We start from the raw sequence: 16,176 nt of genomic DNA, 5'->3' as shown, positions 1-16,176 counted from the left end.
GCATGGATATTATACACGGTTTTATCCTGACCCTTAACATACTGCTCTCCCTGACCACGGCCGGGCATGCGCTGCTTCACAAGCGAACCCCCTCCTCGGCTTTGGGCTGGATTGCGGTATGCCTGATTTTCCCCTTTGTGGGCGCCTTTCTATATTTTCTGTTCGGTATCAACCGGGTGGAAACCCGCGCCAGAAAGCTGGAGGACAAGCGGTCCGCCTATTCGCTTGGGGGCCACGAATACCAACAGGCTGTCTCCGAGGTCTCCATCGCTGCCTCCCAGTTGAAGCTGCCCCGCTCCTATGCGCAAATTGCCCGGATTTCAGACAGGGTCACCCGGCTGCCGCTGGTTGACGGAAACCGCGTGGACCTTCTGCCCGGCGGCGAAACCGCCTATCCGGAAATGATTGAGAGCATTGACCAGGCGAAACACTATGTATTTCTAACGACTTATATTTTTGAAACCAACAAAACCGGTCGGGACTTCATCGAGGCCCTCTCCCGGGCGGCCCGGCGCGGTCTGGATGTTCGGGTGATGATCGATGGCGTGGGGGAATACTATTATTTCCCGCGAGCCGGCGCCCTTCTTAAAAAACGGGGGGTAAAAGTGGCGCGGTTCATTCCGCCAAGCCTTTTTCCGCCCACCATTCATATTAACCTGCGCAATCACCGGAAAATATTAATCGCAGACGGAAAAATCGCCTTTACCGGGGGGATGAATATTGGCGATCGCCATCTGGCCCATCATACAAGCAACCGCTCCCGCGTGATTGACATGCATTTTCGGCTCAAGGGCCCGGTGATCATGCAGATTGAACAGGCGTTTTTGGAAGACTGGGCGTTTTGCACCGGTGAGATATCCGCCCCGCGGCCGTCACCCCCGGCCCCAAGCGGGCCGGCCATTTGCCGGGCGATAACAGACGGGCCGAATGAGGATATCAATAAGCTCTCCACCATCATCCTGGGGGCAATCTCCTCCTCCCGGGAGCAGGTGCTGATTATGACCCCTTATTTTCTGCCCTCCCTTGAAATGGCTTCCGCGCTCCAGAGCGCAGCGCTGAGGGGAATTGACGTCAGGATCGTGCTGCCGGGGAAAAACAACCTGCCCTTTATTCAGTGGGCGACCAACAATATGCTTCGGGAACTGCTTTACTGGGGGGTAAGGGTCTATTACCAGCCGCCCCCGTTTGTGCACACCAAATTATTTGTAGTGGATCAGCAGTATGCCCAGATCGGCTCAGCCAATTTTGACCCAAGAAGCTTCCGGTTAAATTTCGAACTCTCCGTTGAAATCTATGATCACCATGTGGCCAAGACTATTGCCAGCCATATTGAACACCGGATCAAACACTCGCAGATAATCCATTTATCGGATATCGATCAGCGGCCGCTGATCATTAAATTCCGGGATGCGCTGATGTGGCTTTTTTCCCCTTATTTCTAAAGGGAGGAGTTCTTGCGCAGCCGCCGATTATAGAGACGCCGCTGCATCCGGGCTTTTACCTGGCGGGACTTTCGGTTGATGAGGGCGTAGGAGTAGCGCACATTTTTTTCCATAATATCCGGGGAATTCTTCAGGTTCGTCCGGAGTTTGGCACCATTTGACGCCACTTTACGCATAAACGCAATCTCTTTGCCCATGATCCGGACTTCGCCGGCGCGCACGGCATCCAGAAAGGCTGTCCGGTCCCCGGGGGTTTGGGCATAGGTCACGGCTTTACCCATCTGATAGAGACTGTGGCCGTCACTGCCCCCGGTGATGGCTTTGTTCATGTTAAATCCCAGCAGCGCACATTGAAGATTCCATTTCTTAAGATTGCCGGCGTTTATCGCCTCCACGCCATCCACCATTTCAAGCAGTTCCTTTTGCCGGTCCGCAGTAAACATGGAATTGCAGACCCCGGTGTACATGGCGCAATAGGGATGCGGGAAGATGATGACCGCTTCATACTTTCTCGCCCGGGAGATGATCTCCTCCATCGTGAGCATCACCGAGGACATGAGCTCCTTTCCCAGAAACGGCATGACCTCCACATCATAAAAATGCATAAGCGCCCTGTATTCATAAAAATAGACCAGGAGGTGGGCCCCTTCCCGGGAGGTGATTTCAATGCCCGGAATACTTAACACATCCTTGAACGCCTGCATTTCGAGGGCGCCGGCCACGGCATTGTGATCGGTGATTGCGATGCCAATGCCCAGACTTCTCGCCTTTCTGGCGACTTGCCGGGGGGTATTCACGCCGTCGGAAAAACGGGTGTGGAAGTGAAGGTCAAAAACGCTGTGGGTTTTATTTAACTCTGCTATATCGGGCAATTCAAAAATCACCCGGTTGGCGCGATCATCCATTAATGGTTCGGGTCCTTTAGCAACAACCTGTATTTTTTTACACAATACCAATAAACTGGCATGGTGTTATATTAAGATTTAAATATAGCATATCAACCCGTCAAACACAACTTGGTTTATTTTTTGGCCAGGGCAAATTTGTTCTGTATCCAAATCGAAATCGCTATCGGGATCGGGATCGAAATCGAAAAAATATGACTCTTGGACACGAAAAGCTGGACGTCTATCGCCTTTCAATAGGCTACGTTGCATGGGTTTACGAGAAGGCCGACAGCCTGAACGGAGTCCATCGGCCCGCCCGGGATCAATGGCTTCGGGCCAGATCCAAATCGAAATCGCTATCGGGATCGGGATCGAAAAAAATATGACCCTTGGACACGAAAAACTGGACGTCTATCGCCTTTCAATAGGCTACGTTGCATGGGTTTACGAGAAGGCCGACAGCCTGAACGGAGTCCATCGGCCCGCCCGGGATCAATGGCTTCGGGCCAGCCAGTCGATACCGCTCAATATCGCCGAAGGTAATGGCAAGACCGCGGAAGCCGACCGAAGGCGTTATTTCGAAATCGCTCGTGGCTCCGCGCTTGAGTGCGCGGCGATTCAAGATGTGCTGGTTGTCGGCAAGGCGCTGGACAAGATGGAAAGCCGGAACCGCAAGGATGAACTCGACCGTATGGCCGCGATGCTCAGCCGTCTCGGCGGAAGAGGATACCAAGTTCGAGAGGATCAGGAAGTCTACAGCATCGATTTCGATCCCGATAGCGATTTCGATCCCGATTTCGATCCCGATTTCGATCCCGATAGCGAGGAAAACGAATCCCAACCTTAGCGTTAACAGGACCGGGGGTATGGATTTTGCGGTTAGAACAAATTAGCCGTGATTTTTTTGGCCAGGGCAAATTTGTTCTGTCTTTTTTTAGGCAGGCACGGTGGCCTGCCCTACGGCGACATGCGTCGTAGAGTCGGCTTAATAATACAAAAGCCCCGGGTTGGATTGCAACCCGGGGCTTATGATTTACCAAAAGCAGAACTGTCAGTACTAAAGTTCTTTAATTTTTTCGGTCAGTTCCGGCACAAACTCCAGGATATCGGCTTCGATGCCCACGTCTGCCACCTGGAAGATCGGGGCCTTGGCATTTTTGTTCACGGCTACGATAAAGGGATTGCCCTTAACGCCGCCCATATGCTGGAATGAGCCGCTGATGCCTAAGGCCATGTAGACTTTGGGCTTTACGGTCTGTCCGGAAGTCCCCACCTGGCGGGCTTTTTCAAGCCACTTGGCATCAACGATCGGCCGTGAACAGGAGACATCCGCGCCCATGGCTTCGGCGAGATCAAACATCGTCTCAATGTTGTCTTCGTCTTCAACGCCGCGGCCAACGGATACGAGAACTTCTGATTTGGTGATATCGACTTCACCGGCTTCGGCCTGGACCGTCTCAAGATATTTGCGCTTAACGGAGATATCTCCGGTATCGCCGGACTTGTCCGCCACATCCCCGCCGCCGGACTTACTTTCATCCGGCTGAAATACGCCGGGGCGGATATTGACCACTGCGCCGCTGGAAATATCCGCATGGACATGGGCGCTGACCTGGCCGGCGAACTCCTGCCGGATTACCTTCAGGGTATTTCCCTCAAGGCCTTCCACATCAACGATATCCGGTACAAACGCGGAATCCATCTTAATTGCCAGGCCCGGGCTCAGATCCATTCCCAAATGGGCATGCGGCACCAGCAGAACACAGTCGGCCGGCAGAATATTGACCAGCGCCTTGCGCGCGGCTTCGGCATCCGGAAAGGAGAAAGCAGCGTTATCAACTTTCCAGACCGCATTGTAAGAGGCGGCCACATCATTTGCGGCCTTATCCAGATCCCCGCCGGATCCCATGACAACGGCAGTTACAGGTGCATCCGGGAAGATCTTTTTGGCAGCTGTCAGCAACTCCAGCGCGGAATCATCCGCGACTCCCTGGTCATGCTCAATATATGCAAAAATATCAGCCATTATTTCAACCCTCCTTTGGCTTTCAAGTATTCAATGAGTTTTTCAATAATCTCTTCCGTGCTGCCCTCCAGCATTTCGGCGCCTTCGCCCATTTCCGGCATGAAGTAATCCATGCGCTTGACTCTGGCCCCCTTTTCGCCAACGGTTGATGCATCAATGCCGAGATCTGAAGCCCCCTGTTCCGGAATTTCAACCGATGCCACTTTCCGGATACCGCGGATACCGACATAACGGGGTTCGTTGATACCTGTCTGGATGGAAAGAACACAAGGCATTTCAATCTCATACATATCCTGATTGCCGCCTTCAACCTCGCGGCCGACTTTGAGCTTGCTGTCCTGCACCTCGATGGTGTTGACCAGAGAGGCATAGGGGACATCCAGCATGGCAGCCAGCATGCCGCCAACCTCTGCCGCCCCGTCATCGGCCTGGGCGCCGGTCAGGATCAGATCATAATTGCCTTTCTTGACGGCCGCGGCCAGGATTGAGGCAATGCCTCTGCCGTCGGAGCCTTCAAAGGCGTCATCGGTCAACAGGAGTCCGTTCTGGGCGCCCATGGCCATCTCGCGGCGCAGCACCTCTTCAGATTCCTCGTCTCCGACGGTGACGACAGTCACTGAGCCGCCCACTTTGTCCACGATCTGGATGGCTTCTTCGACCGCGTAGTTGTCCCACTCATTGACCGAATACACCAAGTCGTCTCTTTCGATGTCGTTTCCCTCGCTGTTGATTTCAATCTCATTTTCAGCAGTGTCGGGAACGCGCTTTACACATACCAAAATTTCCATATTCGCCTCCACCTGATCTGTTTAAAGTTGGTGTTGGGTTTGGGCATTGGGTGTTGGTCCAATACCTAACCGCTAATTTATTTAATAATATGGTTGGCGATCAGTTCACCCAGATCAATCGCCTCCATTTTGCCTTCCAGGCCGGCCACCTTGATGCCGTCCTCCAGGTTGGTCAGGCAGAACGGACAGGCGGTAACGATCACATGGGCGCCCGCCTTCTGGGCCATTTTCACGCGCCTGACCCCCATGCGCTCATCTTCCGTGGGTTCGTAAAAGAGCATCAGCCCCCCGCCGCCGCAGCAGAATGAACGATCCCGGCTTCTCAGCATTTCCGCCCGCTTAATGCCGGGGATACAGTCAATCGCCGCCCGCGGGTCTTCATACATCTCGTTATGGCGCCCCAGGTAACAGGGATCATGATAGACAAACACCTTGTCCTTTTCCTCTTCCGTAACGCCGGAGAGCTTGAGTTTGCCTGATTTAACCCCTTTCAGCACCGTCTGGCTGATATGTTCCACCGCCGGCAGATCGGTATATTCATTTTTCAATGCGTTATAAGCGTGTGGATCACCGGTAACGATCCGTTTGACGCCGGCATTTTGAATCGCCTCGGTGTTCTGGGCTTTGATGTCCTGAAAGAGCATTTCCTCGCCAAACCGCTTGATTTCATTGCCGGAGTCTTTTTCCGCTTTGCCCAAAACCCCGAAGTCAATCCCTGCGGCGCAGAGAATCCTGGCATTGGCCTGGGCCACGGACTGCATCCGGTCGTCATAGGAAGTACAGGAGTCAACAAAATAAAGGATTCCAGCAGTTTCACCTTTCTCGAGAATTTTTATTTCACAGTCCTCGATATCCTTGGTCCAGTCTGCCCGCTTTTTCTCAAGCTTCCCATAGGGATTGCCGCGTTTTTCAAGGGATTGAAGCGGCTTTTGCAGGGACTGGGGCACATTGCCCTCATCCACCATCCCGCGGCGCAGGTCCACAATCTTGTTGATATATTCGATTCCCAGCGGACATTCCTGCTCGCACGCCCCGCAGGTGGTGCAGGACCAGATTTCATCCTCACTGTAAATATCGCCGATCAGCGCTCCGCCACCAGCGGCGAATTCCCCCATCAGCGGATAATGGGAGAATGCATAGTCTCTTCCTTTAAGAGAAATAAACCGCGGCGAGAGCGGCCGCCCCACCGTGTTGGCCGGGCAGTTGTCCGAGCACCGGCCGCAGTCCGCGCAGGTATAAAAATCCAGGATATCCTTCCAGGTAAAATCCTCATACTTTTTAACCCCAAATGATTCCAGATCATCCAGTTCCGCTTCGCTGACCCCGTAGCGGACCGGCCGGATATTGCCTTTTTCCAGGCGCATGAAGAAGACATTGAAAATCGAGGTAATAACATGGAAGTGCTTGCCCAGGGGAAGAAAACACAAAAATGTGAAGAATACAATATCGTGGACGTAATAAGAGAGGATATGCACATTCTGCAGCATGGCCTGGGATTCATCCACAAGCAGGCTTTTAAAGAACCAGCCCAATGTGGCTGGGGCCAGAAAATCAGGCGTGACGCCAACCTGAATCTGTGCGGCCACATGCGCGGCCTCAAACAGGCTCTCCGAGACCATCAGGGCGGCGATAAAAAAGAGCACCAGCATGGCCTCCCATGTGTGGTCATGGGGATAGGCCTTGGTGTACTGATAGCGTTCGGGCTTGAAGATGCCCCGCCGGATGGCGGCGATAATCACGGCAAAGAATACCGCGGTGGCCGCATAATCTTTTAGCGCGTAGTAGATATCGCCCAGAAATGTGTTTAACCCGGGGAATACGAAATCCGCGGAAATTCCTTTGATCACCAGTTCTGTTGACCGGATGGAGAGAATCAGAAAGCCAAAGAAAATGATGATATGTATAACCCCGGCCATCATGTATCGGGGCTGCCGCCATTGCGCCAGCCAGATTTTAAGAATATTTTTGATCCGCTCCGCCGGACGGTCAAATCGATGGTCCGGCCGGGCCTTCACGATCGGCGCCAATCGCTTGGCGATAATATAAGCAAACAGAGCGACAGCCACCACCGGTATCAGCACAGAAAATATCACGGTGGGGATGCCGAAAATATCAAAACTTGCCGGTGACTGCAGTAATGGTTCCATGATATGCGTTCCTTCTCCTTTCTTCGCGTCAAATCGCCCGGCGCATCAACCGCTGCGAGGTCGACGATATCTAAAAATCCGAATATACTATGAATGAACGTTCATTCATAGGTGAAAACGCCCGGTCAGTCAAGAAAAAATTCAGTCGCTTGCGAGTTAACGGTATCCCGGACAATTGGCCGTTTAACCGCCAAAAAAGTCAGGGGGCCCCTCGCCTTTTCGAAGCCCCCTGAACCGATACCCTTTATGAATTTTCTGTTTACCCAACTTAGGTGTTTCCTAAATTGAGCGATTTTAGGTAGTTATTTATCCGATAAAGGAGGCTTCATCAATTTCAACAACCGCGCCGTTGGTTCCCAGAATCGCATTCATTTTGCCCAGCGCGCTTGGCAGCACGGTGTAAGCCATGAACTCAAGGCTTTTAATCTGGCCCTCGTAAAAGGGCACATCCTTTTTCTTGGCCTTGGCCAGGGCTTCCTTGGCAGCCACGGCCCGCCACAGCAACATCCAGGAAAGCACCACGTCGCCGCAGGCTTCCATGAACGGATAGGCAAAGCCAAAGGCCTGCAGAACTTTTTCAGACATGGCGGTTTTGCCCATATGCATGGCCGCTTCACCCAGCTTGTTCAAGGCTTCTTCAACCTTGGCCGCCATATCTTCCAGGCCCTCAATGCCCTTAGCCCAGTTGATGGTATTATTGACCTCGCCCATCAGATCCATGACCAGCTTGCCTTTTTTCATTCCCAGCTTCCGGCCGAGCAGATCCATCGCCTGGATGCCGTTGGTTCCCTCGTAAATCTGGGTGATGCGGCAGTCCCGCATGAGCTGCTCCTGCGGATATTCGCTGATGTAGCCGTAGCCGCCATAGACCTGCATGCCCCAGTTGCACACGTCAAATGACCGGTCGGTGACATAGCCCTTGGCAATCGGAATCAGCAGATCAATCAGGCCGAGATATTTTTCGGCTTCCGCTTCGTCATCGGTGGTATTGGCTTTGTCCTCACAAAAGGCCACATAGTAGAGCAGGCTTCTCATGCCTTCCACGTAGGCTTTCATGGAAAGCAGCATCCGCCGGACATCGGGGTGGTTGATAATGGTGACCGCCGGGGCGTCCTTTTCCATCATTTTCAGGAGATGCCGGCCCTGAACGCGCTCTTTGGCATAATTCACCGCATTGATATAGGAGGCGGTCGCGCAGGCGAATCCCTGCATGCCAACCAGCAGCCGGGCTTCGTTCATCATCAGGAACATGGCCCGCATGCCTTTGTTCTCTTCGCCCAACAGCGTTCCGATGCAGTTGCCCTTATCGCCCAGGTTCAACGTACAGGTAGAATTGGCATGGATGCCCATTTTCTCTTCAATGCCCACGCAGGTCACATCGTTGAATTCGCCCAGGCTGCCGTCGTCATTGACCCGGTATTTGGGGACCAGAAACAGGGAAATCCCCTTGGTGCCGGCAGGCGCGCCCTCGATCCGGGCAAGGACCGGGTGCACAATATTTTCTGTCAAGTCATGCTCACCACTGGAGATAAAAATCTTCTGGCCGGTTATGGCGTAGGTGCCGTCGCCGTTGGGCACCGCCTTGGTTTCCAGTGCGCCGACGTCGGAGCCGGCATTGGGCTCGGTAAGAAGCATGGTGCCGCCCCATTTGCAGGTGAACAGATTCTTCAAATAGAGTTTTTTCTGCTCATCCGTGCCGAATGCTTCAACCAGTTTACCCGCCCCATGGGTCAGGCCGGCATACATCATAAAAGCATAGTTAGCGCCGTTGAAATACTCGGACGCTGCCATGGCAACCGACCGGGGCATCCCCTGCCCGCCGTAATCCGGATCTTCAGGCATTGCGGTCCACTCCCCCTCGCAAAGCAATTCAAACGGCCGCCTCAGCACTTCCGGTATCGTGACTTTCCCATTCTCAAAGGTGCAGCCCTGCTCATCGCCTTCTTTTCGGCTGGGCAGTATTTCCTTGATGGCCAGGTTGCGGGCCTCGGAAATAACCAGATCCACCGTTTTCTTGTTAAACTCGGCGTAGCGTTCATGCTTGCTGAATTGATCCACGTTCAGTTGCTCGTGAAGGACAAAATCGACATCCCTTCGGTCATTAATTGATTGTGCCATATCCTTTTGCTCCTTTTAGTGAAATAATAATAATGTTAATGCCTTGTCTGTATTTTTTGACCGATCCCCTGCAAATAGAGATCCACCAGGGGATCTGCCATGGATACCAGATCATACTTTCCGCCGGTGGTGACCCAGGTATTGATCACCTCGTTGACCGCGCCCAGAATGAAGCGTTTGCCGAGTCCGATCTGAAAATTTTTCCGGATCGTCCCCTCCTTCTGGCCCTGGACGATGATTTCGCCCACAATGTCCAGATACATCTTGGTGATGTCCTTTATATACTCATCCGCAATGTAGCGGGCCTGAAGGGCTTCCCGCTGAAAGACCACGGCCATGTTCCGATCCCGCTGGAATTCGGACAAATGCCGGCGGATCAAATTTCTTAGCTTATCCTCGGCGTTTTCCGCCTGCTCCACCGTTTCCCGGAAGCGCTGAAACACCAGACGGGTCTTATGGCTGAAAAAATTATTCAGGATGTCCGCTTTATTTTTGAAATAGATATAGATGGTCCCGTCAGCGACGCCGGCCTCGCGGGCAACCTGGGAAATGGTGGCCTTATAAAACCCCTGCTCGGCAAACACCTTGATGGCGGCATTTAATATCAGTTGGTACTTGCCGTTGCTCTTGTTTGTCTTTTCTTGGCGCGAAATAATGACACCTCTCTGTTAAAAATGAATACTCATTCACTGAATGAGTATTCATTCATTAACAAACCAAATTTTTCGCTGTCAAGAAAAATATTCGGCTTTTTTACCCAAATTGAGCGATTTTCAAGTCTACCGCAGAGAGAGGAAAGATGACGCCGAGCGATGGAGGCCTGTGCGAGACGTCACTTGACGCCTTAGATGCGGTGACATTTTCCCGGCAGGCTATTCCTTCACCCGTTCCACATACTGCCCGGTCCGGGTATCAATGCGGACTTTTTCACCTTCCTCGATAAACGGCGGGACCTGGACCACGTATCCGGTCTCAAGGGTGGCGGGTTTGGAGCTGCCGGATGCTGTATCCCCTTTCACCCAGGGGTCGGCCCTGGTGATCCGGAGGTCGATAAAATTGGGGAGTGAAATCCCGATGGGTCTGCCGTCAAACAGCAGCACATCGCATTTGGTATTTTCTTTTAACAGCTTGGCCGCGGTCTCACCCACCTGATCCGCGGTCAAAAATTCCTGTTCAAAGGAGGAGGTGTTCATAAAGCAGTACTGTTCGCCGTCAAAATAGAGAAACTCCATTTCCTGCTCTTCCAGATTGGCGGGCTTGAACTTCTCGCCCGACCGATACGTCCGGTCAAACTGGGCGCCGGTCAGCATATTTTTCAGCCGGCACTTATAAAGCGCCTGGCCTTTGCCGGGCTTGACAAACTGGAAATCCGCAATCACATGGGGTTCCCCATCAATTTCGATTTTCAGTCCTTTGCGAAGGTCGCCGCATTCATACATTGTTACTGTCTCCTGTTATTCTAATTTGTTGTCTATCAAAGTGTATTATAAAAAATCTTTTATATTAAATCGTACTCGTACTCGTAATCGTAATCGTACTCGTACTCGTAATCGTAATCGGAAACAAAAATTTTCGAGTACGAGCACGAGTACGCGTACCGGCCTGCTCGCGCAGGCCTGAGTACGATTAACTGCCTTGTTATCTTAAAAATTTAATATTTTCAAAAAATCGTCTTGCTAAAAAGCGCCTCTTCCGCCCGACGGGCCTCCTTGACGAACTTTCGAACATTTTCCCAATCCTTTTTAAACCGGATCGGATTTCCGGCATCATCCACCGCATTGGTCCGGGTACAGCTGTCCACCCCGGCCGGGCGCACGTATACGGCGCTGTCATAGACATTATCCGGCGACAGTCCGCCGGCCAGGATAACCGGTATCCGGCTGTTCGCCGCCAACTCAGAGGCGGCACGCCAGTCACAGGTTTTTCCGGTAATTCCCACAAACCCGCATACCGGCTGCACCGCACCGCCGGTTATCCAGGTATCGGTTAAAAAATAATCACTCACCGGCTCAAGCAAACGGGCAAATTCCAATACCCGCCCCTTTGGGTTGTTGCCGGCTTCCGCAATCGGGATGGAGCGCATGATTTCAATGTCCGGAAAGCGCGAGCGGATTTCTGCCTGCAAATCAAGCAAGGGCTTAAGGGATGCGGCCAAATCCGGCTCCCCGGCAAAAGCGGTTAAATCCTCGCAAAAATGCACAATATCCGGCTGATAGTAGCCAAGGGCGGAAAACACCGTTTCTCTGTCATTAAACAGGAGGATCAAGCTGCTTTTCGCATTTGCAGCCCCCGCCGCCCGAATGGTCTCGTAAATGGCGGGCTGCCGCCAGTCTTTTTCAGAAAGGATCACACTTCCGATATGATCCACTCCGCAATCAGCGCACAACCTAGCCTCATCCGGTGTCTGAATCTCGTAAATCTGTGTAATCAATCGTTCCACGGACATTTAAAACGCTAACAGCTTAAAATTCAGTTGACATTTCCGGCTTGCTTTAACATATTAATTTTATTTAATCAAATTGTTTGCGTACGCAGATAAGTATTTATTTTTCCAGGCTTATGAGGCATTCATGGTCATTGTTATCGATTTCGGGTCTCAATACAATCAGCTAATCGCCCGCCGTGTTCGCGAATGCCGCGTATACTGCCAGATTGAACCGCCATTTGCGGATATTGAGACCATTAAAGCGCTAAATCCACAAGGCATTATCCTCTCCGGCGGCCCGGCGAGCATATATGAGACTAACAGCCCGAAAATCGATCCGGCCATATTTGATCTGGGCATTCCGGTCTTAGGGATCTGCTATGGCATGCAGTTTATGATCCATGCCCTGGGAGGCACAGTGGAAAAGGCGGGCAAGCGCGAATACGGTTTTGCCGAATTAAACATAAAGGAGGCATCCGGGCTTTTTGAAAATATCGAAAATAACACCTCCTGCTGGATGAGCCACGGGGATGCCATTGTCGGGCTTCCCCCCGATTTTACGGTCACCGCATCCACGGCCAACACCGATTTTGCCGCGGTGGCCAATCCCAAACAAAATCTCTATGGCCTGCAATTTCATCCGGAAGTCCATCATACGCCCAAAGGCAAACAGATGCTCAAAAACTTTATTGTGAGGATCTGCGGCTGCAAGCAGAACTGGACCATGAAAGCCTTTGCCCGGGATGCCATCTCCACCATCCGCGAATCGGTGGACGACAAAAAGGTGATTCTGGGCTTAAGCGGCGGTGTGGATTCATCGGTTGCCGCCCTTTTAATCCACAAAGCCATCGGCAAGCACCTCACCTGTATATTTGTGGATAACGGGCTGCTTCGCCTAAACGAAGGCGAGCGGTTAAAAAAACTGCTTAAGCAGCACCTGGACATCAACATCCGGTTTGTTAATGCCCGGAAGCCGTTTTTATCCGCTCTGGCCGGTGTGAAGGATCCTGAGAAAAAGCGCAAAATTATCGGCAAAGTTTTCATGGACGTATTTGAGAATGAGGCCAAAAAAATTGAGGGCGCGGAATTTCTGGCCCAGGGCACCCTTTATCCGGATGTCATTGAATCACGCTCCGCCTTTGGCGGCCCCACTTCGATCATTAAATCCCATCATAATGTAGGGGGGCTTCCCAAAAAAATGAAGCTTAAACTGGTGGAGCCGCTGCAATACCTGTTTAAAGATGAGGTGCGCAAACTCGGTAAAACCATCGGACTGCCGGAAGAGCTGGTCTGGCGTCAGCCCTTTCCCGGGCCCGGTCTGGCCGTTCGGATCATCGGGGAAATCACCCAGCGGCGCTTGTCCATATTGAGAAAGGCGGATGCCATTCTGCTGGAGGAAATCAAAGCCAGCGGCTATTACAAGCGCCTCTGGCAGTCGTTTGCTGTACTGCTCCCGATTAAAAGTGTGGGCGTCATGGGCGATAAGCGGACCTATGAAAATATTATCTCCATCCGGGCGGTGACCAGCAAGGACGCCATGACCGCGGACTGGGCGAGGCTGCCGTATAAACTGCTGGGCCGCATCTCAAACCGCATTATCAATGAGGTCGGCGGGGTCAACCGGGTGGCCTATGACATTAGTTCCAAACCCCCCAGCACAATTGAATGGGAATAATATATGGTGGAAGAGAATCAACCCAACGGATTTAAAATCGGGCTGGACAAACCGGAACCCGAAGCCGGGCCATCCGAACCCGAAGCCAAGGTTCCACCGTCTGAAAAAAAAACCAGAAAACCGTCCAAGGTAGAACGGAAATCACCCGGCAATTCGATTTTCCTTTTATTCTTGGGCTTTCTGGTTTTAGGCGCAGGGATGGCCTGGTTCTATTATGATATCCAGGATCGGCTGCAAACCATCAACACATCCGGCTCAGAAGAAATCGCCGAGCTGTCCCGGCAATTGAATGAACAAATCGCAGATATCAGCAATCAGGTATCCGCTCTTGAGCAATCCCTGCAAAAAGAGGTGGCGACGCTAAAATCTTCGATAACTGATACCAGCAGCCGCATTGATAAGCTCCAGGCGGGTGTGGCCGCGTTCGAAAAGGATCTCGGCGGCCTCAAGCAAACCATCAGCCCGATTGAAGCCCGGATTCAAAAAATCAGCAGCGACATAGGCGAATTAACGGACACCACTAAGAAGCTAAAAGCCGCTCAATCCGACATACAAAACCAGATCGCCGCCCATTCAGAAACAATCGACATGGTTTCTGACGCCATGGTGGACCGGGAAACCCTTGACAAGGCGTTGGCAAAAGAACGGGAATTTAATAAACAGAATATGGCGCACACAACAGAAACCCTTTTCAGCGAATTGGCAGCCTATGGGGATAAGCTGAAAACCATGCGCAGTCGTATGGATGACATGCGCAGTCATATGGATGAATTGGAATCCCAAATAGACACGCTGCAAAAGCAGGTTGACAATCAGGCGGCAATGCAAGGACCGATAAAACCGCCGTCAACTGAATCGAATTCAGAAATAATGCCTGTCCCGGAAAACGGACAAATTATCGAGCAGGAAATCGACTAGCAGATGCCGGTAAATTCAAATGACCCCTGAATCGTTAAAAAAAATGCTCAATGCGGTGGCCGGCGGACAGACTTCTGTTGAGGAGGCGGCCGAGTCGCTTAAGCACTTAAGTATTGAAAATATCGAATATGCCCATATTGATCATCACCGAACGCTCCGTAAAGGGTTTCCGGAGGTTATTTTCGGACACGGCAAAACCGCGGCGCAGATCATCGGCATCATGGAAAAAATGGCGCGCCAGGATGAAATCATTCTGGTCACAAGGCTTGATGCGGAAAAGGCAGAAGCGGTCAATAAAATATTTCCGGATGCCGATTACCATCCGGATGCACAAATGCTCGTTCTTTCCCGCAAGGAAGTGCCGATCACAGGAAACGGTGCCATTCTGGTGATGTCGGCCGGTACCTCGGACATCCCGGTGGCCAAGGAAGCCTTTCTTACTGCCCGGGCCATGGGAAATATTGTAGACACCGTATTTGACGTGGGGGTCGCCGGCATTCACCGGCTGTTCAGTTACAAAGAAAAAATCGAGGCCGCGGATATTTTTATTGTGGTCGCCGGCATGGAGGGGGCGCTGCCAAGTGTTGTGGCCGGTCTTGTATCGGGGCCCGTGATTGCGGTGCCGACCAGCATCGGCTACGGGGCGAGCTTTAACGGGCTTACCGCCCTTTTTTCAATGCTTAACAGCTGCAGCTCAAATGTATCGGTCGTAAACATTGACAATGGGTTTGGCGCCGGGTATGTGGCTTCCGCCATCAATCATATATCAGCCAGGCCGCATTTAAAAAAGGAATAGCCGCCATGCGAAGCCTTTTAGCTGTGGGACTCTTAATCGTCACCTTGATTGTGGGTATCCTCGTGATCCAGAACATGAGGACCGAAACCGCAGATGGCACCAAAAAAATAGAATCCATTGATCGGGCCAGGGATGCCAAGAAGACGGCCGAAGAGGCTGGACAAAAAATCAAGGACGATATTGAGGCGCTTGGTGATTAAGGCACTGAGCGAGAAAGGCACTGAGGTCCTGAGGTGCGGAGGTCCTAAGGTCCTGAGGTCCCAAGGCACTGAGGCACTGAGTGAAAAAGGAAAGCTTCCTTTTTAAAAAGATACAATCCTTCCCCCTTAGTGCCTGAGTGCCTCAGGCCCTTAGTGCCTTTTGATTAAGATTAAGAGTAAGACAAAAAAAAAAGCCCCTGGAAGTCGGCGTTATACCGGCTTGTCCAGGGGCTTTTTATATAAAGAATATTTCGGCGGCGACCTACTCTCCCACACAGCTACCCGTGCAGTACCATCGGCGCTAAAGGGCTTAACTTCCGTGTTCGGGATGGTGACGGGTGTGTCCCCTTTGCCATCGCCACCGAAATAAATCCTTGCAATGTAGCCTCATCAAAACGTTCAGACCGAAAAAGATTGTGGCTAAGCCGCACGGCCGATTAGTACCGGTTAGCTCAATGTGTTGCCACACTTACACACCCGGCCTATCTACCTCGTCTTCTTCAAGGGGCCTTCAGTTCCGGTGTCTCCACCGGAAGGGATATCTCATCTCGGGGGGGGCTTCCCGCTTAGATGCTTTCAGCGGTTATCCCGACCGAACGTAGCTACCCAGCTATGCCGCTGGCGCGACAACTGGATCACCATTGGTTCGTCCATTCCGGTCCTCTCGTACTAGGAACAGCTCCCCTCAAATATCCTGCGCCCGCGAAAGATAGGGACCAAACTGTCTCACGACGTTTTAAACCCAGCTCACGTA

At 52.1% G+C, this 16,176-nt stretch carries 15 protein-coding genes and 2 rRNA genes (1 of these 17 running past the window's edge); 7 read left to right on the top strand and 10 right to left on the bottom strand.

What is annotated here, in order from left to right:
* Nucleotides 1-2: 2 nt before the first annotated feature.
* The gene (cls, locus tag U5L07_08225) at nucleotides 3-1,442 is read left to right on the top strand and encodes a cardiolipin synthase (GenBank protein ID MDZ7831720.1); all 1,440 of its coding nucleotides are present in this window, start codon (nucleotides 3-5) and stop codon (nucleotides 1,440-1,442) included.
* On the opposite strand, the gene U5L07_08220 is transcribed toward cls, so the two are convergent.
* Nucleotides 1,439-2,347: a PHP domain-containing protein gene (locus U5L07_08220; GenBank protein MDZ7831719.1), complete on the bottom strand. Its 909-nt coding sequence runs from the start codon at nucleotides 2,345-2,347 to the stop codon at nucleotides 1,439-1,441. The two genes, cls and U5L07_08220, sit on opposite strands and share 4 nt — an antisense overlap.
* A gap of 194 nt (nucleotides 2,348-2,541) precedes the next feature.
* Here U5L07_08220 and U5L07_08215 point away from each other — a divergent pair, with 194 nt between their 5' ends.
* Both U5L07_08215 and U5L07_08210 read left to right on the top strand, forming a co-directional pair.
* Nucleotides 2,542-2,715: a hypothetical protein gene (locus tag U5L07_08215; GenBank protein ID MDZ7831718.1), complete on the top strand. Its 174-nt coding sequence runs from the start codon at nucleotides 2,542-2,544 to the stop codon at nucleotides 2,713-2,715.
* Nucleotides 2,712-3,176 (top strand): four helix bundle protein, encoded by a 465-nt coding sequence (locus U5L07_08210; GenBank protein MDZ7831717.1) that lies wholly within the window; start codon nucleotides 2,712-2,714, stop codon nucleotides 3,174-3,176. Before U5L07_08215 ends, U5L07_08210 begins: the two co-directional genes overlap by 4 nt.
* A 210-nt stretch (nucleotides 3,177-3,386) precedes the next feature.
* Here U5L07_08210 and U5L07_08205 read toward each other — a convergent pair whose 3' ends face one another.
* The 7 genes from U5L07_08205 to U5L07_08175 form a co-directional block, all read right to left on the bottom strand.
* Nucleotides 3,387-4,355, bottom strand: a complete 969-nt coding sequence (locus U5L07_08205; protein MDZ7831716.1) for an electron transfer flavoprotein subunit alpha/FixB family protein — start codon at nucleotides 4,353-4,355, stop codon at nucleotides 3,387-3,389.
* On the bottom strand, nucleotides 4,355-5,143 hold the full coding sequence (locus tag U5L07_08200) for an electron transfer flavoprotein subunit beta/FixA family protein (GenBank protein MDZ7831715.1): 789 nt from the start codon (nucleotides 5,141-5,143) through the stop codon (nucleotides 4,355-4,357). Before U5L07_08200 ends, U5L07_08205 begins: the two co-directional genes overlap by 1 nt.
* A gap of 77 nt (nucleotides 5,144-5,220) precedes the next feature.
* Nucleotides 5,221-7,290 (bottom strand): (Fe-S)-binding protein, encoded by a 2,070-nt coding sequence (locus U5L07_08195; protein MDZ7831714.1) that lies wholly within the window; start codon nucleotides 7,288-7,290, stop codon nucleotides 5,221-5,223.
* Nucleotides 7,291-7,596: 306 nt separating this feature from the next.
* Nucleotides 7,597-9,408: an acyl-CoA dehydrogenase gene (locus U5L07_08190; GenBank protein MDZ7831713.1), complete on the bottom strand. Its 1,812-nt coding sequence runs from the start codon at nucleotides 9,406-9,408 to the stop codon at nucleotides 7,597-7,599.
* A gap of 35 nt (nucleotides 9,409-9,443) precedes the next feature.
* Nucleotides 9,444-10,013: a TetR/AcrR family transcriptional regulator gene (locus tag U5L07_08185; GenBank protein MDZ7831712.1), complete on the bottom strand. Its 570-nt coding sequence runs from the start codon at nucleotides 10,011-10,013 to the stop codon at nucleotides 9,444-9,446.
* 267 nt (nucleotides 10,014-10,280) lie between these two features.
* A complete protein-coding gene (efp, locus tag U5L07_08180; GenBank protein ID MDZ7831711.1) occupies nucleotides 10,281-10,847 on the bottom strand; it encodes an elongation factor P in 567 nt (188 codons plus the stop codon).
* Between the two features lie 221 nt (nucleotides 10,848-11,068).
* Nucleotides 11,069-11,854, bottom strand: coding sequence for a hypothetical protein (locus tag U5L07_08175; protein MDZ7831710.1), 786 nt, complete (start codon nucleotides 11,852-11,854; stop codon nucleotides 11,069-11,071).
* A gap of 124 nt (nucleotides 11,855-11,978) precedes the next feature.
* Here U5L07_08175 and guaA point away from each other — a divergent pair, with 124 nt between their 5' ends.
* Genes guaA through U5L07_08155 form a run of 4 tightly spaced genes read left to right on the top strand, consistent with a single transcriptional unit; the run spans nucleotide 11,979 to nucleotide 15,422 of the window.
* Complete coding sequence (gene guaA / locus U5L07_08170) at nucleotides 11,979-13,508, top strand: glutamine-hydrolyzing GMP synthase (GenBank protein MDZ7831709.1); 1,530 nt, start codon at nucleotides 11,979-11,981, stop codon at nucleotides 13,506-13,508.
* A 3-nt stretch (nucleotides 13,509-13,511) separates the two neighbouring features.
* Complete coding sequence (locus U5L07_08165; protein MDZ7831708.1) at nucleotides 13,512-14,426, top strand: hypothetical protein; 915 nt, start codon at nucleotides 13,512-13,514, stop codon at nucleotides 14,424-14,426.
* 19 nt (nucleotides 14,427-14,445) lie between these two features.
* Complete coding sequence (larB, locus tag U5L07_08160; protein MDZ7831707.1) at nucleotides 14,446-15,222, top strand: nickel pincer cofactor biosynthesis protein LarB; 777 nt, start codon at nucleotides 14,446-14,448, stop codon at nucleotides 15,220-15,222.
* 5 nt (nucleotides 15,223-15,227) lie between these two features.
* Entirely contained in the window at nucleotides 15,228-15,422 is a 195-nt protein-coding gene (locus tag U5L07_08155) for a hypothetical protein (protein MDZ7831706.1), read from the top strand.
* A gap of 249 nt (nucleotides 15,423-15,671) precedes the next feature.
* Here U5L07_08155 and rrf read toward each other — a convergent pair.
* Together rrf and U5L07_08145 are read right to left on the bottom strand one after the other, a co-directional pair.
* A 5S ribosomal RNA gene (gene rrf / locus U5L07_08150) occupies nucleotides 15,672-15,788 on the bottom strand.
* A 50-nt stretch (nucleotides 15,789-15,838) separates the two neighbouring features.
* Nucleotides 15,839-16,176: ribosomal RNA gene (locus tag U5L07_08145) — 23S ribosomal RNA — on the bottom strand (it continues 2,637 nt past the right edge of the window).

It is taken from the genome of Desulfobacterales bacterium, from assembly GCA_034520365.1.
Classification (GTDB): domain Bacteria; phylum Desulfobacterota; class Desulfobacteria; order Desulfobacterales; family Desulfosalsimonadaceae; genus M55B175.
The sequence above is the reverse complement of the archived record's forward strand: the minus strand, read 5'-3'. Positions and strand labels throughout refer to the sequence as shown.